Origin of the sequence: Stenotrophomonas sp. yr243 (assembly GCF_900184195.1) — a bacterium.
In the GTDB taxonomy this organism is placed as follows: domain Bacteria; phylum Pseudomonadota; class Gammaproteobacteria; order Xanthomonadales; family Xanthomonadaceae; genus Stenotrophomonas; species Stenotrophomonas lactitubi.
The window spans coordinates 396,664-412,123 of sequence record NZ_FXWT01000004.1 but is presented as its reverse complement, the minus strand read 5'-3'; the positions used below and the strand labels follow the sequence as shown (position 1 = coordinate 412,123).

Genomic DNA, 15,460 nt, shown 5'->3' with positions numbered 1-15,460 from the left:
CATTCGTGGGCAAGGCCCCATCCACGCATGGCGTGGATCTACCGGGACGCGGGGCGCGAAGGCCCCATCCGCGCGGGTCGGGCCCGTAGTAGATCCACGCCATGCGTGGATGCGCGTTGCCGGTTCACCCAGCCGACCACCATCGCCTGCCCTTGGGGGCGACGGAAGCAACCGTCAAGCATCTGTTGATGCCCGTGCGGCATGAGGTCGGTCCGGATGGGCCTGAACCGGCAGGCCGGCAACCCCGCCGGGGCGCCGGCCGCGCCCTACAATGGGCGCATGCAGATCGGCCCGTACTCCATTGCCCCCAACGTCGTGCTTGCGCCCATGGCCGGCGTCACCGACAAGCCCTTCCGCCTGCTGTGCAAACGGCTGGGCGCGGGTCTGGCCGCCTCGGAAATGACCATCAGCGACCCGCGCTTCTGGAACACGCGCAAGTCGATCCACCGCATGGACCATGCCGGTGAACCGGCGCCGATCAGCGTGCAGATCGCCGGTACCGAGCCGCAGCAGCTGGCCGAGGCGGCGCGTTACAACGTCGACCATGGCGCGCAGATCATCGACATCAACATGGGCTGCCCGGCCAAGAAGGTGTGCAACGCCTGGGCGGGCTCTGCGCTGATGCGCGACGAGCAGCTGGTCGCGCGCATCCTGGAAGCCGTGGTCAACGCGGTGGACGTACCGGTGACGCTGAAGATCCGCACCGGCTGGGACTGCGACCACCGCAACGGCCCGATCATCGCCCGCATCGCCGAGGCCAGTGGCATCGCCGCCCTGGCCGTGCACGGCCGTACCCGCGACCAGCACTACACCGGCCAGGCCGAGTACGCCACGATCGGCGAGATCAAGGCCGCGTTGCGCATCCCGGTGATCGCCAACGGCGATATCGATTCGCCGCAGAAGGCCGCCTTCGTACTGCAGCAGACCGGCGTGGACGCGGTGATGATCGGCCGCTCCGCACAGGGCCGGCCGTGGATCTTCCGCGAGGTGGCGCATTACCTGGCCACCGGCGAGGAACTGCCGCCGCCGTCGCTGGCCGAAGTGCGCGACATCCTGCTCGGCCACCTGCACGCACTGCACGATTTCTATGGTGAACCGCAGGGCGTGCGCATCGCACGCAAGCACCTGGGCTGGTACGCCAAGGACCGGCCGGAGAATGCCGCGTTCCGCGCGGTGGTCAACCGCGCCGAGGATCCGGCCAGCCAGATCGCGCTGACCACCGACTATTTCGACCGCCTGATCGCCGGGGAACCGGCGATGTCTTCTGCTGCCTGAGCCCGCCATCATGACCCCGCCGATTTCTTCCCCGACCTACCTGCACGGGTTCTCCGGCACCGAGCAGCAGCGCCTGATGACCCAGGCGCGCCTGCTGGAATCGAGCATCTTCGGCCAGATCGATTACAGCGGCGCAAAGCGTCTGCTGGAAGTCGGCAGCGGCGTGGGTGCACAGACCGAGATCCTGCTGCGCCGCTTCCCCGAGCTGCACGTGACCGGCGTGGACCTGAGCGAGACCCAGCTGGAAACCGCACGCGAAAATCTGGCGCGCACGCCGTGGTGCAGCGACCGTTACACGCTGCAGCAGGCCGATGCCGGCGAACTGCCATTCGAGGCGCGTACCTTCGATGCGGCCTTCCTGTGCTGGGTGCTGGAACACGTGCCCTCGCCCGCGCGCGTGCTGAGTGAGGTCCGTCGCGTTCTGGCCCCGGGCTCGCCGGTGTACATCACCGAGGTGATGAATGCCTCGTTCCTGCTTGATCCGTATTCGCCGCACATCTGGCGCTACTGGATGGCCTTCAACGATTTCCAGTACGACCATGGCGGTGACCCGTTCGTCGGCGCCAAGCTGGGCAATCTGCTGCTGGCCGGCGGCTTCCGCGATGTGCACACCGAGATCAAGACCATCCACCTGGACAACCGGGAACCGGCACGTCGCAAGACGATGATCGCGTTCTGGGAACAGCTGCTGCTGTCGGCGGCCGACCAGCTGCTGCAGGCCGGCACGGTGGACGAAGAGACGGTGGAGGGCATGCGTCGCGAGTTCCGGCTTGTGCAGAACGATCCGAACGCGGTGTTCTTCTATTCGTTCGTGCAGGGCCGCGCAACGGTGTATTGAGCGGCCCCGGCACTAACGATTGAGGCAGTAGAGCCACGCCATGCGTGGCTGCCGCCGCCGAGGCACACCCCATCCACGCGTGGCGTGGATCTACTGTTCGGGTTCGTGCCAGATACGCTGCCACATGGCCGACAACCGGCGACCGGCATCGGCACGCGCGGCCGGACTGCTGTAGTCCACCCGCAGCTGCTCGGGCACGATCGCGCGCCACTGGCCGTCAACCTGCTCGGCCACCGCGAAGTTGAAGGTGTAGTCCGGCTCCAGGCCCATGCGCAGGTCGCTCAGCACCAGCCTGCCCTCCACCACCTGTGCGCGCATGAAACCACGGTTGAACCACTGCAGGCGCTGTACCGCCGGAATTCCCGCGGCTTCACGCAATGCCTGCACGTTGGACGGATGCCCGTCAAAACGCATCGGCGCGTGGTCGGCCACCAGCGAGCGGTCACCGACCACGTAGCCGTTCGGGGTCATCGCCACCACCCGCCACAGCAGGGTATTGAACGGCATCGGCACCGAGAACCGCGGCGCGTCGCCCAGGCCCATCGCGGCCAGGCTCTGCTGCGCGGCACGGTCGACCTGTGCCTTGGCGATCAACCCCCAGCCCAGGTACGCACTGCTGAGCAGCAGCGCAACACCAAGCACCTTGCCCGCCCATGGCCGCGCCCGACCGAACCAGGCCAGCACGCAGCCCAGCAGCAGCCACACCGTGTAGCCGGGATCGATGATGAAGACACTCGAGCCCATCGCGGGATGTGGCTGCAACGGCCACCACAACTGCGTGCCGTAGACGGTGAACGCATCCAGCACGGGGTGGGTGACCAAGGCCAGCTGGATCGCCCAGAACCAGCGCACCGGTGATTGCGCCACCCTGCCCTTGCCGAAGCGCTTGAACAACCACCAGATCAACGCGGCTACCCACGGCAGCACCAGCAGCGAATGGCTGAAACTGCGGTGGTCGGTCATGTTCGCCACCGGGTCGGCGGCGGCAAAGCCCAGCCACAGGGCGTCCAGGTCCGGCAGGGTACCGAGCGCGGCACCGGCCAGCAGAGCGGCACGGCGGTGTCCGGGCGGGGCGATGGCGGCAGCGACAGCGCCGCCGAGAACGATCTGGGTCAATGAGTCCATCGGCCGATGCTAGCGGGTTGCGCGCGGTGTATGTAGAGCCGAGCCCATGCTCGGCTGCTCTTCGTTCGGCGCCACGACAGCCGAGCATGGGCTCGGCTCTACAGGGGGGACCACCTTGCACGCCCATCGAGCATGGCTCGACGCTACAGGAGCGGTTTACGCTGCTTGGGACAACCGCGCCCCGGGCAGCTCGACCAGTGTCTGCCCGTTGTGGTCCAGCAGCCGCAACGCGCCGTCGTGGTCCTCGGCCAGGGCGGTCAGGCTCTCCACCCAGTCACCGTCATTGGCATAGACCAGACCGTCACGCTCGATCAGCGCGGCGCGGTGGATGTGTCCGCAGACGATGCCATCCAGGCCACGCCGGCGCACATCATCCAGACCGGCCTGCACGAAGCGCTCGATGTAGCGTTCGGCCGCACTGCTCTGCCGTTTCAGGAATTCGGACAGCGACCAGTAGCGCATTCCGAGCCGGCGCCGCACCGCGTTCAACAGATGGTTGCCGGTGAGGATGCGGTAGTACAGCCAGTCACCAAACCGCTCCTGCAGTCCACCGAAGTGGGTGACACCGTCATAGTCGTCGCCATGCGCCACCAGCAGCCGGCGGCCATCGGCCGTGGTGTGGATCGCGCGGCGGCGCACCTGCATCGCCGGCAGCATCAGGCCGCACACCTGGCGCAGCGAAGCGTCGTGGTTGCCGGGGATGTAGATGATCTCGGTACCGGCGCGCCGCAGCGCGTGCAGGGCCAGAATGACGTCGCTGTGCGACTGCCGCCAGTTGGCGCGCCGGTGTGCCATCCACCACAGGTCGATGATGTCGCCGACCAGGTACAGGCGCTCGCAGCGCAGCGTGCCGAGAAAACGCGCCAACTCGGTGGCGTGGCAATGCCGCGACCCGAGATGCACATCGGAGACGAACACGGCGCGACGATGCGGTGCCAGGTTCGCCAGCGTGCTCATGCCGGCATCCCCGCATCGCGCAGGTAGCGTTTGCGCTTGTGTGGCCGGATCGCGTGCAGGTCGACTTCGATCAGGCCATCGATCGAGTCGCTGAAATCCGGGTCGACGCCGAACGCCAGGAACCGTGCACCGCCGGGTTCGCACAGGTCGGTGTACTGCCGGTACAAGGTGGGCACGCCGGTGCCGAGCGCGGCGAGGTTGGCTTTGAGCACGTCGAAGGCGGCCGCCGCATCCAGTTCGCCGAAGCACGGAGGCGCGGCGAAGTACTGGAACGGCCGGTTCGATTGCACCCGGCCATCGGCCGCGCCGTAGTAGCGCTGGTAATAGGCCACCAGCTGCTCGCGTGCATCGCGCGGCAAGGCGGCGCTGATCGACACCGCACCGAACAGATAGCGGATGCCGGGCTGGCATTGCAGATAAGCGCCAATGCCCTGCCACAGGTAATCCAGGCTGCGGCTGCCCCAGTAATCGGGCACCACGAAGCTGCGGCCCAGTTCCAGGCCTTCGGCAATGCGTGGAATGGCATCGTCGGAATAGCGGAACAGGGAGGCACTGTAGAGTCCGGCCAGGCCCCGACGCGCCAACGCCTGCGCGCCACGCATGATCCGGTAGGCACCGGCGATGCGCTGGGCGGTGCCGTCCCAGATCACGATGTGCTGGTAGTGCAGGTCGAAGTCGTCCAGGTCGCGACTGCGCCCCGTGCCCTCGCCCACCTGGCGGAAGGTCAGTTCGCGCAGCCGCCCCAGCTCGTGCAGCAACGGAGAATCAGCAGCGCAGCTGGCCAGCAGGATCTGTTTGCCATCGGCGGTCTGCCCCAGCACGGTGGCAGCGGCAATGCCAGCGGCGACCTGTGCAGGCGGCACCGGCGCGGCCAGCGGCTCGGGCCCTGCAGGGCAGCCTTCGGCAACCGGCGTAGTGCGCCCCAGCGCGTACACCGCGCGGCGCACCGCCAGCAGCTGTGCGCCGGGGTCACCCTGCCCCAACTGCATCGGTTCGCCGATGCGCAGCCGCAGCGGCCGGCCACGGCGGGCGAACATCTCGCGTGCCAGCAGTGCCGTGCCGGCCGGCTTGAACAGCGTCGAGGCGCCGTAGAACAGCGCAGAGTTGCGCGCTTCCACCCGCACCGGCAGCACCGGTGCGGCGGCGGCACGGGCAAAGCGGACAAAACCCCGCTGCCAGCGACCATCGCGGATGCCGAGCAGCGACAACCGCGAGACCTCGCCGGCCGGGAACACGATCACGCACTGCTCGGCCGCCAGCGCCTGCTCCACCGCCTGCAGGCTGGTGCGCTGGACCTTGCCACCGAGGATGCGCACCGGCAGCAGCAGGTCCTGCAGTGGCCCGATCGCGCCCAGCAGATCGTTGGCCACGATGCGTACGTCGCGGCGGATGCGGCCGACTGCATCCAGCAGGGCCAAGGCATCCAGCGCGCCGGAAGGATGGTTGGCCACGATCAACAGGCGGCCGGTGGCCGGAATCCGCGCCAGTGCGGCGGAGTCCACGTGGTAGCGGCCCTCGATGAAATCCAATCCGGCGGCGACAAAGTCGAAACCGCGCACGTTGGCATTGCGGCGCAGGAACTCCTCGATCCGGTCCAGCCGGGACCAGCGTCCGACGCTGCGCAGCAGGGGCCGGGCCAGTTGGCCGCGACGGCCATGGAACCAGTCGGGATAGCGTTGCTGCAGACGCTGTTCGAGTTCCTGCATGGCGGGTCCACTCCTGCCCGGCGGCCGGGTTGGCCGAGAGCCTGCGCCCAGGACGCGGCAGCCAGATGGCGGTTTGGCGGCAGAATGATGACGGCGCCTGCACCGGCCCATCCGGGCCCGGCGGGGGCGGCAATGGTCACGCCAGTGGAACACTGCCTGTGCACGATGCCCCCGCAATGCCCGCCAGGCCTTGCCCTGCCGGGCACAACACCTTAACCACCGGCAACCCATACGGGTTCACAATGCACAGGCGGCGCACCCCGTGTATCATTCGCGCCCATCTTTCCATCCGAATCAAAGGATATTAAGCCTGATGTCCAGCTACCTCTTCACCTCCGAGTCGGTCTCTGAAGGCCATCCGGACAAGGTTGCCGACCAGATCTCCGATGCGGTGCTGGACGCGATCCTGACCCAGGACCAGCGCGCCCGTGTGGCCTGCGAGACCATGGTCAAGACCGGCGTTGCCATCGTTGCCGGCGAGATCACCACCAGCGCCTGGATCGACCTGGAAGCGCTGACCCGCAAGGTCATCGTGGACATCGGCTATGACAGCTCCGAAGTCGGCTTCGACGGCGCCACCTGCGGCGTGCTGAACCTGATCGGCAAGCAGTCCCCGCACATCGCCCAGGGCGTTGACCGCAAGAAGCCGGAAGAAATGGGCGCTGGCGACCAGGGCCTGATGTTCGGCTATGCCACCAACGAAACCGACAGCTACATGCCGGCGGCGATCCACCTGTCGCACCGCCTGGTCGAGCAGCAGGCCAAGATCCGCAAGAAGCGCAACTCGCCGCTGTCCTGGCTGCGTCCGGATGCCAAGAGCCAGGTCACCCTGCGCTATGAAAACGGCGTGGTCTCGGCCATCGACGCGGTGGTCCTGTCGACCCAGCACGCCCCGGGCATCAAGCAGAAGGACCTCATCGAGGCCGTCCGCGAAGAGATCATCAAGCCGGTGCTGCCGGCCAAGTGGCTGCACAAGGGCACCAAGTTCCACATCAACCCGACCGGCAAGTTCGAGATCGGCGGCCCGGTGGGCGACTGCGGTCTGACCGGTCGCAAGATCATCGTCGACACCTACGGCGGCTGGGCCCGTCACGGTGGTGGCGCGTTCTCCGGCAAGGATCCGTCCAAGGTCGACCGTTCGGCTGCCTACGCTGCCCGCTACGTCGCCAAGAACGTGGTTGCCGCCGGCCTGGCCGACCGTTGCGAAGTGCAGGTCTCCTACGCCATCGGCGTGGCTGAGCCGACCTCGATCTCGGTCACCACCTTCGGCACCGGCAAGATCAGCGACGACAAGATCGAGAAGCTGATCCGCAAGCACTTCGACCTGCGCCCGTACGGCATCATCAAGATGCTGGACCTGATCCACCCGATGTACCAGCAGACCGCGGCCTACGGCCACTTCGGCCGCAAGCCGAAGGAGTTCAGCTACATCAACGGCGAAGGCGAGACCGTCAACGCCACGGCCTTCTCCTGGGAGAAGACCGATCGCGCCGCCGCCCTGCGCGCCGATGCGAAGCTGAAGTAAGACAGACGAAGGGCCGCGAAAGCGGCCCTTCTGCTTCCTGTAGAGCCGAGCCCATGCTCGGCTTTCTTTTTGTCTGCGCCACGAGCAGCCGAGCAATGGGCTCGGCTCTACACGAGCCACGCCACGTCGATACAATCGCTGCATGTCGACCGAACTCAAATCCCACCAGCTGTCCATGACCGTGCTGATGTCGCCGGAGATGGCCAATTTCTCCGGCAAGGTCCACGGCGGCGCCATCCTGCGCCTGCTCGACCAGGTCGCCTATGCCTGCGCCAGCCGCTATGCCGGCCGCTACGTGGTCACCCTGTCGGTGGACCAGGTGGTGTTCCGCCAGCCGATCGCGGTGGGTGAACTGGTCACCTTCCTGGCCTCGGTGAACTACACCGGCACCTCGTCGATGGAAATCGGCGTCAAGGTGGTGGCCGAGGACATCCTCAAGCGCAGCGTGCGCCACGCCAACAGCTGCTTCTTCACCATGGTGGCGGTGGACGAGGAAGGCCGGCCAACGCCGGTTCCGTCATTGCAGCCGGCCAGTTCGGACGAGAAGCGCCGCCAGGCCGCCGCGTTGATCCGCCGCCAGCTGCGGCAGGAAATGGAGCAGCGACACCTGGAACTGCTGGCGTCGAATCCGCCGTCGCCGGAAGAATGAAAGCGTGCGGGGCAAGCCCCGCACCTACCGAGGCCGGTAGCGCCGGGCCATGCCCGGCGGATACGGCTCACCCGGTGTTCTGCACGCCCTGCGAAACACCATTCACGCAGGCCACCAGCGCACGCAGCAGGTCATCGTCCTCGCGCCCGCTTTCGCGCCAGCGCTGCAGCAGGTCCACCTGCAGCACGCTGATCGGGTCCACATAGGGATTGCGCAGGCGGATCGACAGCGCCAGCCGCGCGTCGTGGTCCAACAGGGTCTGCTGCTCCATCAGCGCCAGCAGCCAGTGCCGGGTCAGTTCCAGTTCGCGTTCAACCTGCGGGAAGAACGCATCGTGCAGCTCGCCTGACAGGCGCGAGAACTGTTCGGCGATGGTGATATCGCCCTTGGACAGCACCATCGCGATGTCATCCAGGAAGGTGCGGAAGAACGGCCAATCCCGCGCCATCTCGCGCAGCGTGGCCTCATGGCCGGCGTCCACCGCCGCCTGCAGGCCGCTGCCGACGCCATACCAGCCCGGAATCACCGCGCGCGCCTGGCTCCAGGCAAACACCCACGGAATCGCACGCAGGTTGGTCAACGCCGCATCCTGGCCGAGCCGGCGCGAAGGCCGCGACCCCAGTGTCATCCGTTCGATCACATCGATCGGCGTAGCGGTACGGAAGTAGTCCATGAAACGCGACTGGCCGACGAACGCCCGATAGACCTCGCTGCTGGAACCGGCGACCACGTCCATCACCGGCCGCCAGTCCTCCTCGCGCGGCTCGGCGGCGCGCGGGCGCAGGCTGGCGCGCAGTACCGCACCGGTGGCCTGCTCCAGCGAACGCAGCGCCAGCGCGCGGATGCCGTACTTGCGGTGGATCACCTCGCCCTGTTCGGTCACCCGCAGGCGGCCATCGATGCTGCCGCGGGGCGAAGCATCGACCGCGTGCGTGGTCTTGCCGCCACCGCGGCTGATCGAACCGCCGCGGCCATGGAAGAAGGTCAGGCGCAGGCCCGCTTCGGCGGCCACCTCCAGCAGCTCAACCTGCGCGCGTTGCAGGCCCCAGCGCGAGGCGGCAATGCCACCGTCCTTGCTGCTGTCCGAATAACCGAGCATCACCATCTGCACGTCGTCGCGGGCACGCAGATGCGCGCGGTACACCGGATCGGCCAGCAGGTCGCGCAGCGTTGCAGTGCCGCGCTTGAGATCGTCCACGGTTTCGAACAGCGGCGCGATATCCAGCGGCACGCCGCCGGCGTCATCGACCAGGCCACCACGACGCGCCAGCGCCAGCACCGCCAGCACATCGCCACGGTCGTGCGCCATCGAGATGATGTAGCTGCCCAGCGCGTCGCCACCATGCCGCGCACGCGCATCGGCCAATGAAGCGAACACCGCATCCAAGCGCTGGTTGCCCTCATCATCGCCAACGGGCAAGGGTGTTTCACCACTGGCATGGGGCGCCAGCAGGCGTGCGCGACCGGCTGCATCCAACGCATCCCATGCTGCGTCGCCGCCCAGCACCGCCGCCAGCGCGCGCGCATGCACGCTCGATTCCTGGCGCACATCCAGCCGCGCCAGATGGAAGCCGAAGGTCTTCACCCGCCACAGCAGGCGCTGCACGGCGAAGCCGCCGGCATGCTCGCCACGGTTGGCGCGCAGGCTGTCGAGGATCAGCTGCAGGTCATCGATCAGCTCGTCGGGGCCGGCATAAGCGCCGTCGGCATCATCCAGCGTGGCCTGCAGGCGCGCGCGCATGCGGTCGTTGAGCAACCGGTACGGCATGTCGGCATGGCGTGGCCGCGACTGCACCTGCGGCAGCAACTGCTGGTAATGCACGACACGCGCCTGCAGTGCATCGCTCACCCCCACCCGTTCGGTGGACTGGCTGAGCAGGCTGGCCAGCTGCAGCAGTTCCTTCTGGTACTGGCCCAGCACGGCAACGCGCTGTGCATCCAGCGTGTTGCGGATGGTGTGCGCATCCACATTGGGATTGCCGTCCATGTCGCCGCCCACCCACGTGCCGAAACGCAGCAGGCGGGGCAGCGGCAGTTCCTCGCCATAGGTATCGCGCAACGCCTGCTGCAGCGATTCGTACAGCACCGGAATCACCCGGTACAGCACCTGCACCAGATAGAAGCCGACGTGCTCGCGCTCGTCGTCCACGGTCGGACGCACCGGCGAGGAATCGGTGGTCTGCCACGATGCGGTCAACGCCATGCGGAAGCGCGCGGCGTCGGCGGCGGCTTCGCCGGGGGTGCGTTGGCCATCGAGGTTGTCGACCAGGCTGGCCACCATCAACTGCTCTTTTTCCAGCAGCGCGCGGCGCACGGCCTCGGTCGGGTGCGCGGTGAACACCGGCTCGATATCGATGCGCGGCAGCCACTGCGCCAGTTCATCCAGGCCGACGCCCTGCGCCTTAAGGTGCTGCAGGGCGTCCTGCAGGCCATCGGGTTGCGGTGCGGCGGCAACGGCGCGCTGGTAATCGCGGCGTCGGCGGATGCGATGCACGCGCTCGGCGATGTTGACCACCTGGAAGTAGGTGCTGAACGCACGCACCATGGTCTCGGCCTGCTGCGGCGCACGCCCGGCCAGGCCATCGGCCAGTTCGGACAGCGGCGCCTGGTTCTCACGGCGGGCGATCGCACGCGTACGCACGTCCTCGACGTCATCGAGAAAAGCGGCCGACACCTGCTCGACCAGCAGGTCGCCGACCAGTGCACCGAGACGGCGCACATCGTCACGCAGGGGAAGATCGGGGGACGCGAATTCGATACTGCTGCGGTACTCGTTCATCGGCGACGCACAGGCCTCGGTCAACGGATCCAGACCCCAAGCCTAAACCAGATTACGCACGATGCTGCGATGCGGAAATGGTTTCATCTGCACGTATCCGCAGCAGAAGCAGCCGAGCGTGGGCTCGGCTCTACAGACGTCATCACGCGCCATACCCTGTAGCGCCCGAGCCCGTGCTCGGGTGGCCGCGCAGCCACACAGGCGGCCCCCGTTGCGGGGACCGCCCTCATGCGCGTCAGCGCTTCTTCCTGGCCTTGCCCTGCTGCACCGGACCCAGCGTCTGCTCCAGCCAGCGCTCGCTTTCGGCCAGCATGGTCATGATCGATTCGCGTGCACGGTAGCCATGCGATTCGTTCGGCAGCATCACCAGGCGGGCAGTGCCGCCCAGGCCCTTCACCGCAGCGAACATGCGCTCGCTCTGCAGCGGGAAGGTGCCCGAGTTGTTGTCGTCCACGCCATGGATGAAGAGGATCGGATCCTTGATCCGGTCGGCGTAATTGAACGGTGCCATCTTCTGGTACACGTCCTGCGCCTGCCAGTAGTTGCGCTCTTCCGCCTGGAAACCAAACGGGGTCAGCGTGCGGTTGTAGGCGCCGCTGCGGGCGATGCCGGCCTTGAACAGGCGGGTGTGCGCGAGCAGGTTGGCGGTCATGAACGCACCGTAGGAATGGCCACCGATGGCGATGTGCTCGCGATCGGTCACGCCACGACGCACCACCTCGTCCACCGCAGCCTGCGCATTGGCCACCAGCTGTTCGATGTAGGTGTCGTTGGGTTCCTTGTCGCCTTCGCCGATGATCGGCATCGACGGACTGGCCAGCACCACGTAGCCCTTGGCCAGGAACGCCTGCGGGCCCCAGTAGCTGATCGCGTTGAAGCGGTATGGCGAATCGGTCACCTGGCTGGCGGCCGCCGCGCTCTTGAACTCACCCGGGTAGGCCCACATCAGCAGCGGCCGCGGACCATGGCGCTTGGGGTCGTAGCCCGGCGGCAGCAGCAGGGTCGCGGTCAGGTCCACGCCGTCCTTGCGCTTGTAGCGGATCTGCTCTTTCTGCACACCCTTCAACTGCGGCAGCGGATGGGCGAAGTGGGTCAGCGCACGCGGCGCGGCATGGGTGTCGGCCAGCGACTGCACGTAGAAGTTGGTCGGTTCATCCGGGCTTTCGCGGCTGATCAGCAGCGAACTGGCCTGCGCATCCAGCAACGTCACCGGCGCGGCGTAGGTCGGTGCCTGCGAATGGAACAGGCGGGTCGCCTTGCCGCTGGCCACCTCGAAGCGATCGACGAACGGACGGTCGCCTTCCGGCGATGCACCGGCACCGGCCAGATACAGGCTGCCACCATCGGCGGTGGTCTGCAGCAGCGAGCGGCCGCGGTCATCGCTGGCCATCAGCGGACGACCCGGATCGGCATAACGGTCCTGCGCATCGCGGTCCCACAGCAGCCTGGCATCGGCGCTGGCGTTGTCCGGTGCGATCAGCCAGGTCTTGCTGCGGCGGGTCTTCCACCACGATTCGTTGAGCAGGGCCAGGTCGCCGCGGCCCCAGCTGATGCCGGCGTAACGGCTGCCGAGCTGTGCCAGGGTCACCGGCGGCGTGTCGAATGGTGCGGCCTGCATGAACACCGCATCGCGCACCTTGGCCTCCCTGTTCGGGTCGCCGCCGTCCTGCGCTTCGGCCCAGACCAGGGTGGCATCGGCATCGCCGCGCCAGCTGATGTCACGTACGCCGGTCACTTCGGCGTCATTGCCGGTCGGTAGACCTTCCACCAACGGCCGTACCGCCACGGTGTGAACCAGCTTGCCGGTGCTGCGGTCGAGCACTTCGATGCGGCGCGGGAAGCTGCCCAGCGGCACCACGTAGGAGTACGGGCGCTGCACCGGCTGGCTGAGCACGAAGCGGCCATCGGGCGACACCGCAAAGCCCATGAAGATGCCGGCCGCACCGATGGCACGGCTCTGCCCGTCCAGACTGACCTCCACCGGCTGGGTGGTGGCGTAGTAATCGAACTGGCGCGCGTCGGCCTCGTTCTTCAGCAGATCCTGGTAGGTGCGGATGGAGACCACGCCGCCGCCCTGGCTGGTCTGCTGCACGGCCGGGCCGGTCGGAATGCCATCCGCGGCCGGCGCGGCGCCCAGGTTGGCCGGGCGGGTGAACACCACCAGCCCACGGCTGTCCGGCAACCACTGGTAGCCACTGCCCAGGACAGTGTTCAGGCCGGCGACCAGACGACGGGCGCTGCCGCCGGCAACGTCCACCAGCCACAGCTCATTGGCGCCGGTAGCGGCATCGACCTGGTTGAAGGCCAGCCACTTCTGGTCCGGCGACCACGTCAGGCTGGCAATCGACAACGAGCCCGGCAGCCCGCTGATCTGCCGCTCCTTGCCGTCGGCCACGTTCATCAGCCACAGCTTCTGGCCGAAGCTGAAGCGGCTGTCGGAGAAGGTGCGCGGATTGATGCGCAGGCCGGCCAGCTTCAGCTCCGGCTGCGCCACCACCTGGATCGACGGCAGCGACGGCATCTGCATCAGCGCGGCCACATCGCGGCGTGGCGACAGGTACAGCGACGGCGCCCGCGGCGCGTCGACCACCGCCTGCAGTGCGGCCGAGGGCAGCTCGTAGCCGGTCACACCCTGCGCTTGGGTCTGTGCCGCCTGCGAGGCCGCAGCCCAGGCCTGCGGGACCACTGCCAGCAGGGCCATCGACAGGACCAGACCAGTCAAGCGCCGGTTGCGGCGTGCGTGCATGCTCATCATTGTTCCACCTGTTCGCTGCGTGAAGCCCCCGACCTTAACAGGCCATGCACATCCGCCCATCTGCCGATGGTTGGGTCATCGCTGTGTCACAGCGGAGGCGCGATATAATGGGCATCCTCCCCTGCCGAGGGGCGCTGCGACCGGATCCTCTGAGACCGGCCAGGCTCGGCCAGGTGGCTTTGCAACAACGGCGCCCGGCTAGATGCGAGCATCCGCTCGCCCACAACCGGAGCTACTGCATGAATGCTGTTGCCAAGACCTTCTCCACCGAAGGTGATTACAAGATCCGCGACATCACCCTGGCCGACTGGGGCCGCAAGGAACTGGACATCGCCGAGCACGAGATGCCGGGCCTGATGTCGATCCGTCGCAAGCACGCCGCCACCCTGCCGCTGAAGGGCGTGCGCGTGACCGGTTCGCTGCACATGACCATCCAGACCGCGGTGCTGATCGAGACCCTGAAGGACATCGGCGCCGACGTGCGCTGGGCCTCGTGCAACATCTTCTCGACCCAGGACCACGCCGCTGCGGCGATCGCCGCCACCGGCACCCCCGTGTTCGCCTGGAAGGGCGAGTCGCTGGAAGAGTACTGGGACTGCACCCTGGACGCGCTGACCTTCACCCTGGCCGACGGCACCCTGACCGGCCCGGAACTGGTGGTCGACGACGGCGGTGACGTGACCCTGCTGATCCACAAGGGTTACGAGCTGGAAAACGGCAGCACCTGGGTGGACGAAAAGGCCGCCTCGCACGAAGAGCAGGTCATCAAGAACCTGCTCAAGCGCGTGGCCAAGGAGCGCCCGGGTTACTGGGGCCGCGTGGTCAAGGACTGGAAGGGCGTTTCGGAAGAAACCACCACCGGCGTGCACCGCCTGTACCAGCTGGCACAGGCAGGCACCCTGCTGATCCCGGCGATCAACGTCAACGACTCGGTCACCAAAAGCAAGTTCGACAACCTGTACGGCTGCCGCGAGTCGCTGGCCGATGGCCTCAAGCGCGCGATGGACGTGATGCTGGCCGGCAAGGTCGCCGTGGTCTGCGGCTACGGTGACGTGGGCAAGGGCTGCGCCGCCTCGCTGCGTGCCTACGGTGCGCGCGTGGTGGTTACCGAGATCGACCCGATCTGCGCCCTGCAGGCGGCGATGGAAGGCTTCGAGGTCAACACCATCGAGTCGACCCTGGGCCGTGCCGACCTGTATGTCACCACCACCGGCAACAAGGACATCATCCGCATCGAGCACCTGAGCGCGATGAAGGACCAGGCCATCGTCTGCAACATCGGCCACTTCGACAACGAGATCCAGGTCGATGCGCTGGTCGCCTTCCCGGGCGTGAAGCACGTCAACATCAAGCCGCAGGTGGACAAGTACATCTTCCCGAACGGCAACGCGATCTTCCTGCTGGCCGAAGGCCGCCTGGTCAACCTGGGCTGCGCCACCGGCCACCCGAGCTTCGTGATGTCCAACTCGTTCGCCAACCAGACCCTGGCCCAGATCGACCTGTGGGCCAACAAGGGCAGCTACGAGAACAAGGTGTACCTGCTGCCCAAGAAGCTGGACGAAGAAGTGGCCCGCCTGCACCTGGAGAAGATCGGCGTGAAGCTGACCACCCTGAGCCAGGAACAGGCCGACTACATCGGCGTGCCGGTGGAAGGTCCGTTCAAGCCGGATCATTACCGCTACTGATGCCGTGCGCGGGTCGGATCCCTTTCCCCAGGAAAGGGCTCTGACCCCAGTAACGGATGCACACGGAACGGGCGCCTTCGGGCGCCCGTTCTGCATTCCGGCACCCGCCAGCCCGATCCGCGCGCCCTGTCACAGAGCCCTAAGAAGCCGCTTGCTACGATTTCGG

10 protein-coding genes and 1 riboswitch are annotated in these 15,460 nt (G+C 67.1%); of the genes, 5 read left to right on the top strand and 5 right to left on the bottom strand.

The window, feature by feature from the left end; genetic code table 11:
• Nucleotides 1–279: 279 nt before the first annotated feature.
• Together dusB and QOL57_RS18810 are read left to right on the top strand one after the other, a co-directional pair.
• Nucleotides 280–1,275, top strand: a complete 996-nt coding sequence (dusB, locus tag QOL57_RS18815) for a tRNA dihydrouridine synthase DusB (RefSeq protein ID WP_089241176.1) — start codon at nt 280–282, stop codon at nt 1,273–1,275.
• 10 nt (nt 1,276–1,285) lie between these two features.
• Nucleotides 1,286–2,113 (top strand): class I SAM-dependent methyltransferase, encoded by an 828-nt coding sequence (locus QOL57_RS18810; protein ID WP_089238831.1) that lies wholly within the window; start codon nt 1,286–1,288, stop codon nt 2,111–2,113.
• 90 nt (nt 2,114–2,203) lie between these two features.
• Here QOL57_RS18810 and QOL57_RS18805 read toward each other — a convergent pair whose 3' ends face one another.
• The 3 genes from QOL57_RS18805 to QOL57_RS18795 all read right to left on the bottom strand — a co-directional run bounded on the left by QOL57_RS18805 (nt 2,204) and on the right by QOL57_RS18795 (nt 5,901).
• Nucleotides 2,204–3,238 carry a metal-dependent hydrolase gene (locus tag QOL57_RS18805; RefSeq protein WP_089238829.1) on the bottom strand — a complete coding sequence of 345 codons (1,035 nt, stop codon included), beginning with the start codon at nt 3,236–3,238 and terminating at the stop codon, nt 2,204–2,206.
• A gap of 156 nt (nt 3,239–3,394) precedes the next feature.
• The gene (locus QOL57_RS18800; protein WP_089238827.1) at nt 3,395–4,195 is read right to left on the bottom strand and encodes a UDP-2,3-diacylglucosamine diphosphatase; all 801 of its coding nucleotides are present in this window, start codon (nt 4,193–4,195) and stop codon (nt 3,395–3,397) included.
• Nucleotides 4,192–5,901 carry a lysophospholipid acyltransferase family protein gene (locus QOL57_RS18795; protein WP_089238825.1) on the bottom strand — a complete coding sequence of 570 codons (1,710 nt, stop codon included), beginning with the start codon at nt 5,899–5,901 and terminating at the stop codon, nt 4,192–4,194. Before QOL57_RS18795 ends, QOL57_RS18800 begins: the two co-directional genes overlap by 4 nt.
• Before the next feature lie 313 nt (nt 5,902–6,214).
• Between QOL57_RS18795 and metK the strand changes: the two genes are divergently transcribed.
• Together metK and QOL57_RS18785 are read left to right on the top strand one after the other, a co-directional pair.
• Nucleotides 6,215–7,426 (top strand): methionine adenosyltransferase, encoded by a 1,212-nt coding sequence (metK, locus tag QOL57_RS18790; RefSeq protein WP_089238823.1) that lies wholly within the window; start codon nt 6,215–6,217, stop codon nt 7,424–7,426.
• A gap of 142 nt (nt 7,427–7,568) precedes the next feature.
• Nucleotides 7,569–8,075: an acyl-CoA thioesterase gene (locus tag QOL57_RS18785; RefSeq protein ID WP_089238821.1), complete on the top strand. Its 507-nt coding sequence runs from the start codon at nt 7,569–7,571 to the stop codon at nt 8,073–8,075.
• Between the two features lie 67 nt (nt 8,076–8,142).
• Here QOL57_RS18785 and ppc read toward each other — a convergent pair whose 3' ends face one another.
• Entirely contained in the window at nt 8,143–10,854 is a 2,712-nt protein-coding gene (gene ppc / locus QOL57_RS18780; RefSeq protein ID WP_089238819.1) for a phosphoenolpyruvate carboxylase, read from the bottom strand.
• Nucleotides 10,855–11,089: 235 nt separating this feature from the next.
• Entirely contained in the window at nt 11,090–13,606 is a 2,517-nt protein-coding gene (locus QOL57_RS18775; protein ID WP_089238817.1) for a prolyl oligopeptidase family serine peptidase, read from the bottom strand.
• A gap of 123 nt (nt 13,607–13,729) precedes the next feature.
• Nucleotides 13,730–13,812, top strand: a riboswitch (S-adenosyl-L-homocysteine riboswitch).
• Nucleotides 13,813–13,848: 36 nt separating this feature from the next.
• On the opposite strand from QOL57_RS18775, the gene ahcY reads away from it, so the two are divergent.
• Nucleotides 13,849–15,294, top strand: coding sequence for an adenosylhomocysteinase (gene ahcY, locus QOL57_RS18770; RefSeq protein ID WP_089238815.1), 1,446 nt, complete (start codon nt 13,849–13,851; stop codon nt 15,292–15,294).
• Nucleotides 15,295–15,460: the final 166 nt, after the last annotated feature.

What these genes read in the sequence shown, in the direction of transcription:
- dusB (WP_089241176.1), top strand. Translation starts at nt 280, where the DNA reads ATGCAGATCGGCCCGTACTCCATTGCCCCCAACGTCGTGCTTGCGCCC.
- QOL57_RS18810 (WP_089238831.1), top strand. Translation starts at nt 1,286, where the DNA reads ATGACCCCGCCGATTTCTTCCCCGACCTACCTGCACGGGTTCTCCGGC.
- QOL57_RS18805 (WP_089238829.1), bottom strand. Translation starts at nt 3,238, where the DNA reads ATGGACTCATTGACCCAGATCGTTCTCGGCGGCGCTGTCGCTGCCGCC.
- QOL57_RS18800 (WP_089238827.1), bottom strand. Translation starts at nt 4,195, where the DNA reads ATGAGCACGCTGGCGAACCTGGCACCGCATCGTCGCGCCGTGTTCGTC.
- QOL57_RS18795 (WP_089238825.1), bottom strand. Translation starts at nt 5,901, where the DNA reads ATGCAGGAACTCGAACAGCGTCTGCAGCAACGCTATCCCGACTGGTTC.
- metK (WP_089238823.1), top strand. Translation starts at nt 6,215, where the DNA reads ATGTCCAGCTACCTCTTCACCTCCGAGTCGGTCTCTGAAGGCCATCCG.
- QOL57_RS18785 (WP_089238821.1), top strand. Translation starts at nt 7,569, where the DNA reads ATGTCGACCGAACTCAAATCCCACCAGCTGTCCATGACCGTGCTGATG.
- ppc (WP_089238819.1), bottom strand. Translation starts at nt 10,854, where the DNA reads ATGAACGAGTACCGCAGCAGTATCGAATTCGCGTCCCCCGATCTTCCC.
- QOL57_RS18775 (WP_089238817.1), bottom strand. Translation starts at nt 13,606, where the DNA reads ATGAGCATGCACGCACGCCGCAACCGGCGCTTGACTGGTCTGGTCCTG.
- ahcY (WP_089238815.1), top strand. Translation starts at nt 13,849, where the DNA reads ATGAATGCTGTTGCCAAGACCTTCTCCACCGAAGGTGATTACAAGATC.